Consider the following 16,017-nt stretch of genomic DNA (forward strand, 5'->3'; position numbering starts at 1 on the left):
AATATTTTCCGACTAGCGGATGGCGTCGCGGTAGTTTTCGTTTACACTGCCATGATTTAGCATGTTCCAGGGAAATGATTATGTTGCAATACTTAAACCAGTGCTCAAGGGGACGCGGCGCCTGGCTCTTGATGGCGTTAACCGCTTTTATACTTGAATTAGTGGCGCTGTGGTTCCAGCACGTGATGCTGCTGCAGCCCTGCGTGTTGTGTATTTATGAACGCTGCGCCCTGTTTGGCATCATGGGCGCCGGTCTGGTGGGCGCTATCGCGCCGAAAACCCCGCTGCGCTATGTCGCGCTGCTGATCTGGCTATACAGCGCCCTGCGCGGTCTGCAGCTAGCATGGGAGCACACCATGATTCAGCTGCATCCTTCCCCGTTCCAGACCTGCGATTTCGCTGCGCGTTTCCCGACGTGGCTGCCTCTGGATAAATGGTTGCCGCAGGTATTCGTCGCCACCGGCGACTGTTCCGTGCGCCAGTGGGAATTCCTGACGCTGGAAATGCCGCAGTGGCTGGTAGGCATCTTTGCCGCTTATCTGGTTATCGGACTGCTGGTATTGATCGCTCAGCCATTTAAAGCTAAAAAACGCGATCTTTTCGGCCGTTAAGTGACCCGGCCAAATGGTAAACGCTCCTCCGGGGGCGTTTTTTTATGCCTGTAAGTTGACGACGCCCCTTTAAAGTTGCATATTAAATGCATCTTATTTGCATCCACTAAGGAGCTCACCATGTCTCATCTGCGAATCCCAGCTAACTGGAAAGTTAAACGCTCCACTCCGTTCTTCACTAAAGAAAATGTTCCGGCGGCTCTGCTCACCCATCACAATACTGCCGCTAACGTTTTCGGCCAGCTGTGCGTTATGGAAGGAACGGTAACCTACTACGGTTTTCATGACGAGCAGGCTACCGAGCCGGAGGTGAAAGTCGTCATTAACGCCGGGCAGTTCGCCACCAGCCCGCCGCAATATTGGCATCGTATCGAGCTCAGCGATGATGCCCAGTTCAACATTAACTTCTGGGTTGAAGATGAAGCCCACGGCGAAGACGGCCTGTTCCACGCAAAGAAAAGCTAATCCCCTGATGCGCAAGCGGTTGATCATCGACATCTGGATGTTTAAAGTCGTTACCCGAAAGGCTCGTCTTTCTTGAGTCTGAAAAGGGATAAGTCACCATGAGCATAGTCTGGTATATGACGCTAATCTGCATTGTCGTGGCGTATTTAATGATGAGTTTCCTGCCCATCTGATCGCCGCAAGCAGCCATCGCGCCGGGGAGACCTGGCAGCTCGTCAACGCCCCCTCAGCCCGGCCATCGCGCCGGGTCTATTTTTATCTACATCTGCTTTACAAATATTCCTAAAGTTCCCCGCCCCCGCGCCGATGATGAAATGCCAAACGCACCTGGTGATGATGACTTAAATGTGGGGTTTCCGATGAGTAGAAACGGCTGGCGTTCTCTTAGTGTTGTTATTTTTCCATGCGCTTTATTGTGGGCAGGAATTATCTGGCTGGCATTGAGAATGATGGGATATTAATGCGAATAAAGAACCGGGCCGCGCAGGCAGGGAATGCCCGGTTCAGTGTTTTGACGCGTTTACTGCGCCCAGTCTGGTTTGTTTAAAATATGGTCCTGCCAGTCGACGACGGTAGACTCTTTAACCGCAATATGGCGCACGGAAATACGTTCGCCGTGCATCGCCACCTTAGAACCGGTCAGCAGCGGATGCCAGTGCGGCAGCGCTTTACCTTCCGCCAGCAGGCGATAGGCGCAGGTGTGAGGCAGCCATTCGAAGGTCGGCAGATTATCACGCGTGAGTTTGATGCAGTCCGGTTCGTACTCGAAGCGACGCTCGTAGTTACGGCACTGGCAGGTTTTAATGTTGAGCTGACGGCAGGCGACGTTGGTGAAGTAAATCTCGTCGGTATCTTCATCCATTAGCTTATGCAGGCAGCACTGTCCGCAGCCGTCGCACAGTGATTCCCACTCCGCGTCGGTCATTTCATCCAGTGTTTTTTGTTGCCAGAAAGGTTGTTCGCTCATTGGGATGTCCGTCATTACAATTCAGGGTGCACCTTATAACCAGTCTGGCACGACGATGCAAGTTTTGCCGCCCCAAAAGGCGGCAAGCGGACGTTACAGCACGCGGGTGGATAACGTCAAACCATTGAAGCCGACTTCCAACTCATCTCCGCTGGCGAGCGGCCCGACCCCGTCCGGAGTCCCGGTCAGAATGATATCGCCCGCTTTCAGCGTAAAGAAGCGCGACATATAGGCAATCAGCGGTACGATCTTATGAATCATATCGGCGGTCGTCCCCTGCTGGCGAACTTCACCATTAATCTTCAGGCTTAGCGGCGTATTTTGCGGATCGCCGCTGAACTCGGCAGCAGGGATAAAACCAGAGATTGGACAAGCGTTATCGAACCCCTTGGCTTTCTCCCACGGTTGTCCGGCCTTTTTCATCTTGCCCTGAATATCACGCAGGGTGAGATCCAACGCCACGCCATAACCGGCAATCGCCTTACGCACGTGATCTTCGCTGGCCTGGCGCAACGTACTGCCGATCAGCACCGCCAGTTCAACCTCATGGTGCACCGATCCCAATCCTTCAGGCAGTACCAACGGCTGGCGGATATCACATAGCGCCGTTTCAGGTTTAATAAACAGCACCGGTTCCTCCGGCATCGCGCTGCCCATTTCCTTAATATGTTTTGCGTAATTACTGCCAACGCAAACCACTTTGCTCACTGGATAATCCAGTAACTCACCCTGCCAGTTATGATGTTGGTACATTATTTTCCCTCAATGGGTTAATCGGATTTATTCCCCTGTTCCGCGAGGTGTTTCTTAAGTAAATTCTCAGGAGGGGGAGGAAGTTGAAGGTAATAGCCCTGATCGACGAGCGCTTGTTTTACTTTCTCGAGGTCAGCGTTAGCCAGCGTCTTGCGCCCGTCGAGCGGCAACAGCATGGTCATCTGCGGGGTGCCGAAGCTTGCCATCAGTTCCGGCGGGACGCGTGAGAAATCGTCCTTTTTTTCGACATATAAATAGGTTTGTTCACGTTTAGTACTTCGATAGATCACACAAAACATAGATTTACTCGGAATTAGACCCGTGGTCACTTGCCTCAATATATGAGTGACTATAACATGCCTTTTAGTCTTCGGAATATCACCGCACTTCGGCGGATGATAAACAGCAAATTGAGTAAGGCCAGGATGTCAAATACGCCAATCGAACTTAAGGGCAGTAGCTTCACCTTATCTGTCGTTCATTTGCACGATGCAAATCCCGAGGTTATTCGTCAGGCGTTAGAAGACAAAATCGCCCAGGCTCCCGCTTTTTTACGTCATGCGCCGGTGGTGGTCAACATCAGCAGTATTGAAGAGAGTGTCGACTGGCGCCCGATGCATGAAGCTATCGTCGCCACCGGTTTACGCATCATGGGCGTGAGCGGGTGTAAAATTTCCCGCCTGAAAACGGAAATCGACCGCGCCGGGATCCCGCTACTGACGGAAGGAAAAGAGAAAATCGTTCGTCAGGCGCCGCCGCCGGAACCCGTCGCACCGCCACCAGTTGCTACGCCGATCACAAAAACGCGTTTGATTGATCTGCCGGTACGTTCCGGTCAGCGCATTTATGCGCCACACTGTGATCTAATTGTTACAAACCATGTGAGTGCCGGCGCGGAACTTATCGCTGATGGTAACATCCATGTGTATGGCATGATGCGGGGACGTGCGCTGGCTGGCGCAAGCGGCGACAGAGATGCCCAAATATTTTGTACTAACCTCGCGGCGGAACTGGTGTCCATCGCAGGGGAATATTGGCTGAGCGATAACATCCCAGCTGAATTTTATGGCAAAGCGGCGCGCCTGCGTTTAGGCGACGGCGCTTTGACAATTCAACCGTTCAATTAATCCCTTTTTAACAAGGAATTTCTATGGCACGCATTATTGTTGTGACTTCGGGTAAAGGGGGCGTTGGTAAGACCACCTCCAGCGCGGCCATCGCTACTGGTTTGGCCCAGAAGGGAAAGAAAACTGTCGTTATCGACTTCGATATCGGCCTGCGTAACCTCGACCTGATTATGGGATGCGAGCGTCGGGTGGTTTATGACTTCGTCAACGTTATCCAGGGCGATGCCACTCTCAATCAGGCGCTAATCAAAGATAAGCGTACTGAAAATCTCTATATCCTTCCGGCTTCTCAGACCCGTGATAAAGACGCGCTGACCCGCGAAGGCGTAGATAAAGTTCTTGAAGAACTGAAAAAGATGGATTTCGATTTTATTGTCTGCGACTCCCCTGCGGGCATCGAAACTGGCGCGCTGATGGCGCTGTACTTCGCTGACGAAGCCATCATCACCACTAACCCGGAAGTCTCCTCCGTGCGCGACTCCGACCGTATCCTTGGCATTCTGGCCTCCAAATCCCGCCGCGCGGAAAATGGCGACGAGCCGATCAAAGAGCACCTGCTGCTGACGCGCTACAACCCAGGCCGCGTGAACAAAGGCGACATGCTGAGCATGGAAGACGTGCTGGAAATTCTGCGCATCAATCTGGTGGGCGTGATTCCGGAAGATCAGTCCGTGCTGCGCGCATCGAACCAGGGCGAGCCGGTCATTCTGGATACCGTTTCAGATGCGGGTAAAGCCTATGCGGATACTGTGGATCGTCTGCTCGGAGAAGAACGTCCTTTCCGCTTCATAGAAGAAGAGAAGAAAGGTTTCCTCAAACGCCTGTTCGGAGGATAAATTATGGCATTACTCGACTTTTTTCTCTCGCGAAAAAAGAACACGGCTAACATTGCGAAAGAACGCCTGCAAATCATCGTCGCGGAGCGCCGCCGCGGCGACGCGGAGCCACATTACCTGCCGCAGCTGCGCAAAGATATCCTGGAGGTCATCTGTAAATACGTACAGATAGATCCTGAGATGGTCAGCGTACAGCTGGAACAGCGCGATGGTGATATTTCGATTCTCGAGCTGAACGTGACCCTGCCAGAAGCTGAAGAGTCGAAACCCTGACCCTGTTGTCTTATTAACGGCATCTCGCCGTAGGATTAAAAAAACCGGCCACGCCACGCGCGGCCGGTTTTTTATGGCCTGAATAGCGCCCGGCGCTAGCGAGGATAGTCGTTGAGCAGCGCTTTCAGACGATCGGCCATCAATTCACCACGCCAGCCGGAAACCAGCTCTGGCTCGCCGTTTTTCGTTTTCAGCTGCCAGTGCCAGTTCAGCAGTTGGTTGATCTGGCGGCGCGACGCCAGCAGTTCGGCGCTCACCCCCTTCTCGGCGCTCACTTCCTGTACCAGCGCTTTAATATCTTTAAAGGCTTTGCGGTACCCCGGCATATCGATCAGGTTTTGCAGCGGCTCAGGCAGCGCCGATTCCGGCAAGGCCTGCGCTTTCTCAACCAGGCTAATCAGCGTCTTACCATGGAAGCGAATTTCGCTCCCGGATAAACCGAGGCTATCAAGTTCGCCGAGGCTGGTCGGCATATAGCGCGCCACGCTCCATAGATGCTCTTCGCGTACCACAAAGTTCACCGCCAGGTTACGCTCGCGCGCTTTGCGCAGACGCCACTCCGCCAGCAACTGCAGGCAGCCCAGCTGACGCGTACGCAGTTGCCAGGCGTTACCGATTTCCCGCCACGCATCCGCCGGGTCAAGGACTTCCTGACGGCGCTGCTGCATCAGGTGGCACTCGTTTAACGCGGCCGGCAGCCAGCCCGCGTGGTCGGTTTCCGCCATTAATTTGCTGGCTATCGGCAACAGATACCAGACATCGGCGGCCGCATATTCGCACTGACGCTCGGTCAACGGACGGGCCAGCCAATCGGTGCGTGATTCGCTTTTGTCCAGCGCAACGCCGGAATACTCTTCAACCATTGAAGCGAAGCCCCACGACATCGGGCGCCCGCAGAAGGCGGCCAGAATCTGGGTGTCGATAAGCGGCTGCGGCATCAGGTTGAACGCGTTGAGGAAGACTTCTAAATCTTCGCTGCCCGCATGCAGGTATTTGGTGACATCCTGGTTGAGCAGCAGCTCGCGCATCGGCGCCCAGTCGTTGATGGTCAACGGATCGATCAGAGAAACCTGTTTGCCGTCGAACAGCTGCAGCAAACCAAGCTGCGGGTAGTAGGTGCGGGTGCGAACAAACTCGGTATCCAGCGCAACCGCGGGTGCCGTGCTTGCCGCTTCACAGATAGCGCGCAGGCCATCGTCGGTGGTGATCATCTGATAGTTCAAATCATACTCTCTTAACTTGCGCCCATAAAAAACGCCGGCTTAGCCGGCGCGAGATTAATGACAAACCTCATGCAATCGTTGGGCTTGCAGATTGCACCAGACAAATAACAAGGAAAATCAATGTATTGATTTTCGGCTGATAACCACAAAGAAGGAAAAACCACGCTTTTTCCTTCTTTGTCAGTAATCTTGACGCCGGCTTCGCCGGCGCCTGGCGACTCACTCGTTACTTAGCCTTTATTGTCTACTTTAGCACGGGCTTCGTCACGCAGTTCTCGTCGTAAAATTTTTCCGACGTTGGATTTCGGTAGCTCGTCACGAAACTCCACCAGCTTCGGTACTTTGTAGCCGGTCAAATGGCGACGGCAGAAAGTAATCAGCGCTTCTTCGGTTAACGCGGCATCTTTCTTCACCACGAAAATTTTTACCGCTTCGCCGCTACTGCCGGACGGTACGCCGACGGCGGCCACTTCCTGTACGCCGGCGTGCTGCATCACAACATCTTCGATTTCATTCGGATAGACGTTAAAACCGGAAACCAGAATCATGTCTTTTTTGCGATCGACGATGCGCAGGAAGCCTTCATCATCCATCACCGCGATATCGCCGGTATGGAGCCAGCCATCTTTAATGATTTCATCGGTGGCATCCGGACGCTGCCAGTAGCCCAACATCACCTGCGGCCCTTTGATGCAAAGCTCGCCCGGCTCACCCGGCGCGACTTCATTATCGTCATCATCGACCAGCTTAGCTTCGGTCGACGGCACCGGCAGGCCGATGCTTCCGCTGTGGTAGTCGATATCATGCGGGTTGACGCTCACCAGCGGCGAGCACTCCGTCAGGCCGTAGCCCTCCAGCAGATACTGACCCGTCAGTTTCACCCAGCGCTCCGCTACCACCTGCTGCACCGGCATGCCGCCGCCGGCGGAAAGATGCAGCGAAGAGAAATCAAGCTGCTGGAATTCTTTATTGTTCAAGAGCGCGTTAAACAAGGTATTCACCCCGGTCATCGCGGTGAAGGGATATTTTGCCAGCTCTTTTACCAGGCCCGGAATGTCGCGCGGATTGGTAATCAGCAGGTTCTGCCCGCCGAGTTCGATAAACAGCAGGCAGTTCATGGTCAAGGCGAAGATGTGGTACAGCGGCAGCGCGGTCACTACCAGCTCTTTACCACGGTGCAGTAGCGGACCGTAGGTCGCATTCACCTGTTCAAGGTTAGCCAGCATATTGCGGTGGGTCAGCATCGCCCCTTTCGCCACGCCGGTGGTACCGCCGGTGTACTGCAGGAAGGCAAGATCGTCCGCGACGATTTCCGGCTTCACGTACTGCATACGGTAGCCATGCTGCAGGGCGCTACGAAATGAGATGGCGTCCGGTAGATGATATTTCGGCACCAGCCGCTTAATGTACTTCACCACAAAGTTGACTAACGTCCCTTTGGCGGTAGAGAGCTGGTCGCCCATTCGCGTCAGGATGACGTGTTTTACCTGGGTTTTATCGACTACTTTCTCCAGGGTATGTGCGAAGTTGGAAACGATCACAATCGCCGCCGCGCCGCTGTCATTGAGCTGGTGCTCCAGTTCGCGCGGGGTATACAGCGGGTTAACGTTGACGGCAATCATTCCGGCACGCAGGATCCCAAACAGCGCCACCGGATATTGCAGCAAGTTAGGCATCATCAGCGCGACGCGATCGCCCTTCTGTAGCCCTAATCCTTGCTGGAGATAAGCGGCGAAAGCGCGGCTGCGCTCTTCCAGCTTACGGTAGGTCATCACCTCGCCCATGTTGATAAATGCCGGCTGATCGGCATAACGGGTAGTGGCGTGCTCAAACAATTCAACCAGGGATTGATAGCGGTCAGGATTTATCTCCGCTGGAACATCGGCGGGATAACGGTTTAGCCAAACCTTTTTCACTGCTTCACCTCTGAAATAGTTATTCGTCGTCATCACAGCCCCTGATCAACAAACATTTTGTTAACATTATATTAACTCAGCGTACCAGTTTATTAATTAGGCGTTTTTCAGGTTGCGAAGCGCGTCACTATTTATTTTTCTTATGAGACTAAAAAACACGAAACAGCGGGCTAGCCGCTGTTTCTATTCCATTATAAAAACAACAAAATCATTCCGTTACGACGTTTCTGACCTCTGCCGGGCCCGGGTTATACCAACCCCAGCCGCCGTATCCGTAGCCCCATGGGCGCGGGCCGAGCATCCACGGGTCAATGGGCTGCGGCGGCATCACCACCTGCTGCACCACGTTCCAGCGTTTATAGCCGGTGGCATTCATCAACATGAATTTATACGGCGTTGCGCCAACTTTACCGTCGACAACGCCGCTAATCGGCCCAACCACGGTTACTAGCTGGCCGCGGAAATCGACCGGGTCAAGGAAACCGCTCACGTCGGCGAGGATACGGCCGCGTGAAGGTTCGCCCAGTTCCGGCCGCGCGCCGCTATCCAGCGGTACGGTGGCAATTTCTAAGCGGGTTTTCCCCTGCTGATTCTGCACGTTGACGACCTTACCGCCAAAACGCGCTTCCTGGCCGATATACAGCTGCGGCGCGTTCATCACCCGCACTAAATCCTGCTGCGGCGTAGGGCTGGTGCCTTTAATAACATCCGGCACCGACACGCAACCGCTTAGCGCAACGGCAACCGCCGCGGCTAACAGCCAACGGACGCCCTGTTTTTGACCCGCCATGATGCGACTCCTTCTCTCAGTCTTCTCTCTACTGAGATTCACTCGCGGCCAGGAAGTTTCTTCCACGCCACTTCGTTTCGCAAATAAACTGGTTCCGCATGCTCAACGGCCACGGTTTTTCCTGCCGCCAACAGATGAATGGCCAGCGGCAGCATATCTTCAGCCGCCGGCAGTTCAATCTCGCCGCTGCTTAAAATCAGCCCGCTCTCTTTCGCCAGATCCGGCCACGCCTGCCAGCCGGTGCCGACGGTAGCCCATTCGCCAGAAAGCAGCGCCAGGCGTTCGGCAACCGCAGCCGGTTTGAGAACCGCTTCAGTTTCTTCACCGTGCCAGACGCCATTTTCGTCGCGCTGATACTCAGCCCAGTACACTTCTCCCATACGCGCGTCGATGGCTGCCAGCACGCGAGTAGCGCCGGTTTTGCGCCACGCGCCCTGCGCCATCGTCGCCAGCGTAGAAACGCCGATCATCGGCAGCTCAGCGCCCAGCGCCAGTCCTTGCGCAATGCCGATACCAATACGTACGCCGGTAAAGCTGCCCGGACCGCGGCCAAAGGCCAGCGCGTCAAGTTCATTCAGCGTAGTGCCGCTTTCAGTGAGGACCTCCTGCACCAGAGGCAGGATACGTTGGGTGTGTTCGCGGGGACAAATTTCAAAATGGGCGCTCAGGGCGCCATCATTCCACAGCGCCGCGGAGCACGCCTCCGTGGCGGTATCGATAGCCAAAATTCGCATGGGTGGTCACGCTCTCGTTACATAATCCAGGTTTTAGGGCGGTAAATTCATCGGCTGACGGAGTCACCGCCGCCGCACCGCCCGAAATCCATTGGGGATAGCTGATTAACAAAATGGCGCGCAGCTTACCACATTTTGCGACGGATTACCTTGCCGGCGGCACGGCGAGAAAGCGTACCGCCCGGCGGATATCACGGGTCCGCGGCGCGGGTGGCAGGCTGGCCAGGAACACGGCGCCATAGGGGCGCATCACCAGCCGGTTGTCACAGATAACCAGAACGCCGCGATCGTCAATATCGCGGATCAGGCGCCCCACGCCTTGTTTGAGGGTAATGACGGCATCCGGCAACTGAACTTCATCGAACGGGTCGCCGCCGCGCAGGCGGCAATCTTCCATTCGCGCTTTGAGCAGCGGATCGTCCGGCGAGGTAAACGGCAGCTTATCGATAATCACCAGCGACAGCGCGTCGCCGCGCACGTCAACTCCTTCCCAGAAGCTACTGGTCGCCACTAATAGCGCATTGCCGGCGCTAACAAACTGCTGCAGCAGTTGGCCTTTGCTGGTCTCTCCCTGCAGCAGTACCGGCAGCGTCATGGTGGCGCGGAACTGCTCAGCCAGATCGCGCATCATGGCATGCGAGGTGCAGAGCATGAAGCAGCGCCCATCGTTGGCCTCAATCAAGGGTTTCAACATTGCCGCCAGATGACGGGCAGCGCCAGGCTGATTCGGTAGCGGTAGGTTACGCGGTACGCAGAGCAGCGCCTGATGCTGATAATCAAATGGGCTGGGCAACAGCAGCGTCTGCGCGTCATCAATGCCGAGACGAGCGGTAAAGTGGTGGAGATCGTCATTCACCGACAGCGTCGCCGAGGTAAAGATCCAGCTCCCCGATTTTTGCGCCATTACCTCTTTAAACTTCTCTGCCACCGTTAACGGCGTCAAGGCGAGGGTAAAATGACGCGACGTGCATTCATACCAGTAGCTATAGCCAGGCTGATTGATCTCCTTGAGCCGCTTCAGGCGGCCACGGTAGAGCGTCGCGCGCTCAAAGGCGGCGTCGAGCAGCGCCGAACGGCCAAGGGAGAGTTTGGCGACGTCGTAACACAGTTCAAGCGCGTCATCGAGCAGCAGCAGCGCGCGCTGAATGTGGCTATCCGCCAGCAGTTCGCGCAGGTTGCCGCGATAGCCCGGATCGCCCAACTGCAGCCGAAAATCCTGCGCGCTTTGCGCCAGACGATCGGCGCATTTTTGCAGCTGTTGGGTATCTTTCAGTTCGGTACGGTAGGCAATGGTAATGTCTTTGGCCAAATCCAGCAGCTGGCGGCTGGAGAGCGACTGGCCAAAATACTGGCTGGCGATATCCGGCAACTGATGGGCTTCATCGAAGATCATCACTTCCGCTTCGGGGATCAGTTCGGCAAAGCCGCTCTCTTTTACCACCATATCGGCAAGAAACAGGTGATGGTTGACCACCACCACGTCAGCATCCATCGCCTTCTTACGCGCTTTAACCACAAAACAATCTTTGTATAACGGGCAGTCGCTGCCGAGACAGTTATCGTTGGTGCTGGTGACCAGCGGCCAGGCCTGAGAATCTTCGGCGACGCTGGCGCAGGTGCTGATATCGCCATCCTGCGTCTGATTAGACCAGGAGCGCAGAAGAATAACGTCACTTAACGTTTGTACCGGCAGATCGCCGCCCGCCAGCGCCTGCTGCTCAAGGCGTTCAAGGCACAGGTAGTTTGAGCGCCCTTTTAACAACGCCAGTTTGCCAGTGAATTTAAGCGCTTTAGCAACGGTCGGTAGATCGCGGCTGTAGAGCTGATCCTGCAGCGCTTTCGAACCCGTGGAGATGATCACCTTTTTCTTCGCACGCAGCGCGGGCGCCAGATACGCGTAGGTTTTACCGGTGCCGGTCCCTGCTTCCACCACCAGCGGCCGGGAGGCTTCAATGGCCTCACTCACCGCTACCGCCATCTGGCGCTGCGGCTCGCGCGGCTTAAATCCCGGTATCGCCATGGCCAGCTGGCCGTCTGCTGCAAAATCGTCGATCACGTTGCCCCCTGGTTATTTGGACAGTGATTATGTCAGGGAGGACGGCGTTTCGCCAGCCCGGGTAGTGACGCGGACGGAACATTATGGCAGTCTTGCCGCAGCCAAATGGATAGAACAACGAGGAAAGATAAATGACAATTACGCGTATTGATGCCGAAGCCCGCTGGTCTGATGTGGTCATTCACAACCAAACCATTTACTACACCGGGGTGCCGGAAAACCTCGACGCCGACGCGTTTGAACAGACCGCCAACACCCTGGCGCAAATTGACGCGGTGCTGGAAAAACAGGGCAGCAATAAGTCACGTATTCTTGATGCCACCATTTTCCTGGCCAATAAAGATGATTTTGCGGCGATGAATAGAGCCTGGGACGCCTGGGTGGTTGCCGGTCACGCGCCGGTGCGCTGTACCGTACAGGCGACCCTGATGAAGCCGCAGTATAAAGTTGAGATTAAAATCATCGCCGCGGCGTAGTTACTCGTCTTCTTCGTCATCTTCGAAGCGCGCTACTATCCGGTCGCCGGTATGCGTGGCGCGCAGTTCATCGGCCACCAGGGCGATTGCCTGGCCGCTGCTCATCCCCTGCGCCATCAATTCCTGAATACGTTCGACCGCTTTTTGCTGTTGCTCATGGCTCAGCGAAGGTAAACCTGCAAACATCACTCACTCCTGCTACATTGTGGGGCGTAATTATTTCACGCCGTCCGCCATTTCGCCAGTGGGCGGCACATTAGGATCGAGGTTAATGTTGTCCCCCGCTATTATTACCCTGCCCTGGCGTGCGGATGCCGCCGAACGCTATTTCGCGCCGTTAAGCGCGATGCCGTGGGCGATGCTGCTGCACTCCGGCTTTGCCGATCATCCGTATAGCCGTTTCGATATTATCGTCGCCGAACCGCGCGCGACGCTGGTTACCCGCGGCGAGCAAACCTGGGTCAACGACGGTGAAGGCGAATTTGTCTCGCAGGACGATCCGCTGCAGCTGCTGCAACAGCAGTTGGATCGCTGTCAGTTAACGCCGCAGGCCGATGAAAACCTGCCGTTTCTCGGCGGCGCGTTGGGGTTATTCGGCTACGATCTTGGCCGCCGCTTTGAACGTCTTCCCGCGCAAGCGCAGGCTGATATTGCTCTGCCGGAGATGGCGGTCGGCATTTATGACTGGGCGCTGATCGTCGATCATCAACGCCAGCAGGTATCGCTACTGAGCTACGACAATCCGCAACAGCGCCTGCAGTGGCTGGAATCGCAAACGCGCCAGCCGGCTGAATCTTTCTCCCTGACCTCCAGTTGGCAATCAAATATGAGCCGTCAGCAGTACGGCGAAAAATTCCGCCAGGTGCAGGCGTATCTGCGCAGCGGCGACTGTTATCAGGTCAACCTGGCGCAGCGTTTCCAGGCCCGCTATCGCGGCGACGAATGGCAGGCATTTTGTAAGCTTAATGCCGTTAACCGCGCGCCGTTCAGCGCCTTCATTCGCCTGGCGGAAGGGGCGATTTTAAGCCTGTCTCCGGAGCGATTTATTCAATTGTATCAGGGCGACATCCAGACGCGCCCCATTAAAGGCACGCTGCCGCGACTCGACTCTCCGCAAGAAGATGCGCGCCAGGCGGTAACGCTTGCCCACTCACCGAAAGATCGCGCAGAAAACCTGATGATTGTCGATCTGATGCGCAATGATATCGGCCGCGTCGCCGTGCCGGGCAGCGTTCGCGTACCGGAACTGTTTGTGGTTGAACCTTTCCCGGCGGTGCATCACCTGGTGAGCACCATCACCGCACGATTGCCTGCTACGCTTGATGCCAGCGATCTGCTGCGCGCGGCCTTCCCTGGCGGCTCTATTACCGGCGCGCCAAAAGTTCGCGCTATGGAGATTATCGATGAACTTGAACCGCAGCGACGCAACGCATGGTGCGGCAGCATTGGTTATCTCAGCCTGTGCGGCAATATGGATACCAGTATTACTATCCGTACGATCACCGCCTGGCAGGGTCAGCTGTACTGTTCCGCGGGCGGCGGTATCGTGGCGGACAGCGAAGAGGCAGCGGAATATCAGGAAACTTTTGATAAAGTTAACCGTATTCTGCATCAACTGGAGAGCTAGAACATGGCGGCTAACGCCCTCGACCTGGACGACTTTCTTTCCCGTTTTCAGCTGCTGCGCCCGCAGCCCTCGCCGCAGTCGCTGAACCAGCGCCAGGCGGCGGTACTGGTGCCGATTGTCCGTCGCCCGCAGCCGGGACTGTTGCTGACCCAGCGTTCGCCGCTGCTGCGCAAGCACGCGGGCCAGGTCGCCTTCCCCGGCGGCGCAGTTGATAACACCGACGCAACGTTAATCGCCGCCGCGCTGCGCGAGGCGCAGGAAGAAGTGGCGATCCCGCCGGAAGCCGTTGAAGTGATCGGCGTGCTGCCGCCGGTCGACAGCGTCACCGGCTTTCAGGTGACGCCGGTTGTCGGCATAATCCCCCCGAACCTGCACTATCATGCCAGTCAGGACGAGGTGTCTGCGGTGTTTGAAATGCCGCTTGAAGAAGCGCTGCGCCTGGGTCGCTACCACCCGTTGGACATCCATCGGCGCGGTAATTCACATCGCGTCTGGCTATCGTGGTACCAACATTATTTTGTCTGGGGAATGACCGCCGGCATTATTCGCGAGCTGGCGCTGCAAATCGGCACCCGTCCTTAGCTATAATAAGTAATGAGAAGCCGCTCGCACTATTAGTAAAACCAAGGTTATCCATTAGTTTAATTCATGTGAATAGTTAAGCTGACAACCCGGTTCCCTCTTACACTATGCGCAGTTATTACATCGTTACCGCAACCGCGGTAACCCTGTCAGGAGTGTTATCGTGATTAGTATATTCGACATGTTCAAGGTGGGGATTGGTCCCTCATCTTCCCATACTGTAGGGCCGATGAAGGCCGGTAAACAGTTCGTCGATGACCTGGTCGAAAAGGGATTGCTTAATGAAGTGACGCGCGTCGCCGTTGACGTCTATGGGTCGCTTTCATTAACCGGCAAAGGCCACCATACGGACATCGCCATTATCATGGGACTGGCGGGCAATCTGCCTGCGACGGTCGATATTGACGCGATCCCGGCATTTATCCGCGACGTAGAAACCCGCGGCCGTCTGCTGCTGGCAAACGGGCAACACGAAGTCGACTTCCCGGCGGATGACGGCATGCGTTTTCGTAGCGACAACCTGCCGCTGCACGAAAACGGCATGACTATCCATGCGTGGGCCGGCGAGAAAGAAATTTACAGCAAGACTTACTATTCAATCGGCGGCGGTTTTATCGTCGACGAAGAGCATTTCGGCAAAGAAGACGCGAGCGAACTGCAGGTTCCGTATCCGTTTAAATCGGCGCAGGAAATGCTGGGCTACTGCAAAGAAACCGGTCTGTCGCTCTCCGGCATGGTGATGCAAAACGAACTGGCGCTGCACAGCAAGCAAGAGATCGAAGCCTATTTCGAAAACGTCTGGCAAACCATGCGCGCCTGTATCGATCGCGGCATGAACACCGAAGGCGTGCTGCCGGGGCCGCTGCGCGTGCCGCGACGCGCTTCGGCGCTGCGTCGTCTGCTGGTCGCCAGCGATAAACTGTCTAACGACCCGATGAATGTTGTCGACTGGGTGAACATGTTCGCGCTGGCGGTCAATGAAGAGAACGCCGCAGGCGGCCGCGTCGTTACCGCGCCGACCAACGGCGCCTGTGGTATCGTTCCGGCAGTGCTCGCCTACTACGATCACTTTATCGAATCCGTCAGCCCGGATATCTATATTCGCTACTTTATGGCCTCCGGCGCGATTGGCGCGCTGTACAAGATGAACGCGTCCATTTCCGGCGCCGAAGTCGGCTGTCAGGGCGAAGTCGGCGTGGCCTGTTCAATGGCGGCGGCGGGGCTGGCTGAACTGCTCGGCGCCAGCCCGGAGCAGGTTTGCGTGGCGGCGGAAATCGGCATGGAACATAACCTCGGCCTGACCTGCGACCCGGTCGCCGGCCAGGTTCAGGTGCCGTGCATCGAGCGAAACGCTATCGCCTCCGTGAAGGCGATTAACGCCGCGCGTATGGCGATGCGCCGCACCAGCGAACCGCGCGTCTCTCTCGATAAAGTTATCGAGACCATGTACGAAACGGGTAAAGACATGAACGCCAAATATCGCGAAACCTCTCGCGGCGGCCTGGCGATCAAAGTCCAGTGTGACTAAAACACGTCTGTGAAATGCGCCCTTTCCGGGCGCATTTTTCTTTTTCTCCCACC

18 protein-coding genes are annotated in these 16,017 nt (G+C 55.8%); 9 read left to right on the top strand and 9 right to left on the bottom strand.

The window, feature by feature from the left end:
• The first annotated feature begins 80 nt into the window (after positions 1 to 80).
• Both dsbB and PGR29_RS04575 read left to right on the top strand, forming a co-directional pair.
• A complete protein-coding gene (gene dsbB / locus PGR29_RS04570) occupies positions 81 to 611 on the top strand; it encodes a disulfide bond formation protein DsbB (protein ID WP_015705844.1) in 531 nt (176 codons plus the stop codon).
• Between the two features lie 120 nt (positions 612 to 731).
• Positions 732 to 1,076 (top strand): DUF1971 domain-containing protein, encoded by a 345-nt coding sequence (locus tag PGR29_RS04575; protein WP_087860627.1) that lies wholly within the window; start codon positions 732 to 734, stop codon positions 1,074 to 1,076.
• Positions 1,077 to 1,596: 520 nt separating this feature from the next.
• Here PGR29_RS04575 and PGR29_RS04580 read toward each other — a convergent pair.
• The 3 genes from PGR29_RS04580 to PGR29_RS04590 form a co-directional block, all read right to left on the bottom strand.
• Entirely contained in the window at positions 1,597 to 2,043 is a 447-nt protein-coding gene (locus PGR29_RS04580) for a YcgN family cysteine cluster protein (RefSeq protein ID WP_015366058.1), read from the bottom strand.
• Between the two features lie 93 nt (positions 2,044 to 2,136).
• Positions 2,137 to 2,796 (bottom strand): fumarylacetoacetate hydrolase family protein, encoded by a 660-nt coding sequence (locus PGR29_RS04585; RefSeq protein ID WP_087860576.1) that lies wholly within the window; start codon positions 2,794 to 2,796, stop codon positions 2,137 to 2,139.
• 17 nt (positions 2,797 to 2,813) lie between these two features.
• Entirely contained in the window at positions 2,814 to 3,095 is a 282-nt protein-coding gene (locus tag PGR29_RS04590; RefSeq protein WP_026612271.1) for a YcgL domain-containing protein, read from the bottom strand.
• A gap of 126 nt (positions 3,096 to 3,221) precedes the next feature.
• Between PGR29_RS04590 and minC the strand changes: the two genes are divergently transcribed.
• From minC to minE, 3 genes are read left to right on the top strand one after another with little or no spacing between them, the layout of a single operon-like run.
• Entirely contained in the window at positions 3,222 to 3,923 is a 702-nt protein-coding gene (gene minC, locus PGR29_RS04595) for a septum site-determining protein MinC (protein ID WP_087860575.1), read from the top strand.
• Positions 3,924 to 3,946: 23 nt separating this feature from the next.
• The gene (gene minD / locus PGR29_RS04600) at positions 3,947 to 4,759 is read left to right on the top strand and encodes a septum site-determining protein MinD (protein ID WP_015366054.1); all 813 of its coding nucleotides are present in this window, start codon (positions 3,947 to 3,949) and stop codon (positions 4,757 to 4,759) included.
• A gap of 3 nt (positions 4,760 to 4,762) precedes the next feature.
• On the top strand, positions 4,763 to 5,032 hold the full coding sequence (gene minE / locus PGR29_RS04605) for a cell division topological specificity factor MinE (protein WP_015366053.1): 270 nt from the start codon (positions 4,763 to 4,765) through the stop codon (positions 5,030 to 5,032).
• 95 nt (positions 5,033 to 5,127) lie between these two features.
• On the opposite strand, the gene rnd is transcribed toward minE, so the two are convergent.
• The 5 genes from rnd to PGR29_RS04630 all read right to left on the bottom strand — a co-directional run bounded on the left by rnd (position 5,128) and on the right by PGR29_RS04630 (position 11,751).
• The gene (gene rnd / locus PGR29_RS04610) at positions 5,128 to 6,243 is read right to left on the bottom strand and encodes a ribonuclease D (protein WP_162750170.1); all 1,116 of its coding nucleotides are present in this window, start codon (positions 6,241 to 6,243) and stop codon (positions 5,128 to 5,130) included.
• A gap of 242 nt (positions 6,244 to 6,485) precedes the next feature.
• Positions 6,486 to 8,171: a long-chain-fatty-acid--CoA ligase FadD gene (fadD, locus tag PGR29_RS04615; protein WP_087860573.1), complete on the bottom strand. Its 1,686-nt coding sequence runs from the start codon at positions 8,169 to 8,171 to the stop codon at positions 6,486 to 6,488.
• A gap of 208 nt (positions 8,172 to 8,379) precedes the next feature.
• Positions 8,380 to 8,961, bottom strand: coding sequence for a Slp family lipoprotein (locus tag PGR29_RS04620; RefSeq protein WP_045390409.1), 582 nt, complete (start codon positions 8,959 to 8,961; stop codon positions 8,380 to 8,382).
• A gap of 38 nt (positions 8,962 to 8,999) precedes the next feature.
• Positions 9,000 to 9,695 (bottom strand): tRNA (adenosine(37)-N6)-threonylcarbamoyltransferase complex dimerization subunit type 1 TsaB, encoded by a 696-nt coding sequence (gene tsaB, locus PGR29_RS04625; protein WP_087860572.1) that lies wholly within the window; start codon positions 9,693 to 9,695, stop codon positions 9,000 to 9,002.
• A gap of 145 nt (positions 9,696 to 9,840) precedes the next feature.
• On the bottom strand, positions 9,841 to 11,751 hold the full coding sequence (locus PGR29_RS04630; protein ID WP_087860571.1) for an ATP-dependent DNA helicase: 1,911 nt from the start codon (positions 11,749 to 11,751) through the stop codon (positions 9,841 to 9,843).
• Between the two features lie 131 nt (positions 11,752 to 11,882).
• On the opposite strand from PGR29_RS04630, the gene PGR29_RS04635 reads away from it, so the two are divergent.
• A complete protein-coding gene (locus tag PGR29_RS04635) occupies positions 11,883 to 12,227 on the top strand; it encodes a RidA family protein (RefSeq protein WP_113373586.1) in 345 nt (114 codons plus the stop codon).
• On the opposite strand, the gene PGR29_RS04640 is transcribed toward PGR29_RS04635, so the two are convergent.
• Positions 12,228 to 12,413 carry a YoaH family protein gene (locus PGR29_RS04640; RefSeq protein ID WP_045376054.1) on the bottom strand — a complete coding sequence of 62 codons (186 nt, stop codon included), beginning with the start codon at positions 12,411 to 12,413 and terminating at the stop codon, positions 12,228 to 12,230.
• Between the two features lie 85 nt (positions 12,414 to 12,498).
• Here PGR29_RS04640 and pabB point away from each other — a divergent pair, with 85 nt between their 5' ends.
• From pabB to sdaA, 3 genes are all read left to right on the top strand, one after another.
• Positions 12,499 to 13,854 (top strand): aminodeoxychorismate synthase component 1, encoded by a 1,356-nt coding sequence (gene pabB / locus PGR29_RS04645; protein WP_316424139.1) that lies wholly within the window; start codon positions 12,499 to 12,501, stop codon positions 13,852 to 13,854.
• A 3-nt stretch (positions 13,855 to 13,857) separates the two neighbouring features.
• Positions 13,858 to 14,436, top strand: coding sequence for a CoA pyrophosphatase (locus PGR29_RS04650; RefSeq protein WP_087860569.1), 579 nt, complete (start codon positions 13,858 to 13,860; stop codon positions 14,434 to 14,436).
• Between the two features lie 163 nt (positions 14,437 to 14,599).
• Positions 14,600 to 15,964 carry an L-serine ammonia-lyase gene (gene sdaA / locus PGR29_RS04655; RefSeq protein ID WP_015705929.1) on the top strand — a complete coding sequence of 455 codons (1,365 nt, stop codon included), beginning with the start codon at positions 14,600 to 14,602 and terminating at the stop codon, positions 15,962 to 15,964.
• Positions 15,965 to 16,017 lie beyond the last annotated feature (53 nt).

The organism is Klebsiella sp. 141203 (genome assembly GCF_032601985.1).
Classification (GTDB): Bacteria; Pseudomonadota; Gammaproteobacteria; order Enterobacterales; family Enterobacteriaceae; genus Klebsiella; species Klebsiella aerogenes.

Bases quoted from the DNA above. Each gene is read 5' to 3' on its own strand.
- PGR29_RS04575 (WP_087860627.1), top strand. From the start codon at position 732: ATGTCTCATCTGCGAATCCCAGCTAACTGGAAAGTTAAACGCTCCACT.
- PGR29_RS04590 (WP_026612271.1), bottom strand. From the start codon at position 3,095: ATGTTTTGTGTGATCTATCGAAGTACTAAACGTGAACAAACCTATTTA.
- PGR29_RS04580 (WP_015366058.1), bottom strand. From the start codon at position 2,043: ATGAGCGAACAACCTTTCTGGCAACAAAAAACACTGGATGAAATGACC.
- minC (WP_087860575.1), top strand. From the start codon at position 3,222: ATGTCAAATACGCCAATCGAACTTAAGGGCAGTAGCTTCACCTTATCT.
- PGR29_RS04620 (WP_045390409.1), bottom strand. From the start codon at position 8,961: ATGGCGGGTCAAAAACAGGGCGTCCGTTGGCTGTTAGCCGCGGCGGTT.
- PGR29_RS04635 (WP_113373586.1), top strand. From the start codon at position 11,883: ATGACAATTACGCGTATTGATGCCGAAGCCCGCTGGTCTGATGTGGTC.
- PGR29_RS04585 (WP_087860576.1), bottom strand. From the start codon at position 2,796: ATGTACCAACATCATAACTGGCAGGGTGAGTTACTGGATTATCCAGTG.
- dsbB (WP_015705844.1), top strand. From the start codon at position 81: ATGTTGCAATACTTAAACCAGTGCTCAAGGGGACGCGGCGCCTGGCTC.
- PGR29_RS04650 (WP_087860569.1), top strand. From the start codon at position 13,858: ATGGCGGCTAACGCCCTCGACCTGGACGACTTTCTTTCCCGTTTTCAG.
- rnd (WP_162750170.1), bottom strand. From the start codon at position 6,243: ATGATCACCACCGACGATGGCCTGCGCGCTATCTGTGAAGCGGCAAGC.
- minD (WP_015366054.1), top strand. From the start codon at position 3,947: ATGGCACGCATTATTGTTGTGACTTCGGGTAAAGGGGGCGTTGGTAAG.
- tsaB (WP_087860572.1), bottom strand. From the start codon at position 9,695: ATGCGAATTTTGGCTATCGATACCGCCACGGAGGCGTGCTCCGCGGCG.
- PGR29_RS04640 (WP_045376054.1), bottom strand. From the start codon at position 12,413: ATGTTTGCAGGTTTACCTTCGCTGAGCCATGAGCAACAGCAAAAAGCG.
- pabB (WP_316424139.1), top strand. From the start codon at position 12,499: ATGTTGTCCCCCGCTATTATTACCCTGCCCTGGCGTGCGGATGCCGCC.
- minE (WP_015366053.1), top strand. From the start codon at position 4,763: ATGGCATTACTCGACTTTTTTCTCTCGCGAAAAAAGAACACGGCTAAC.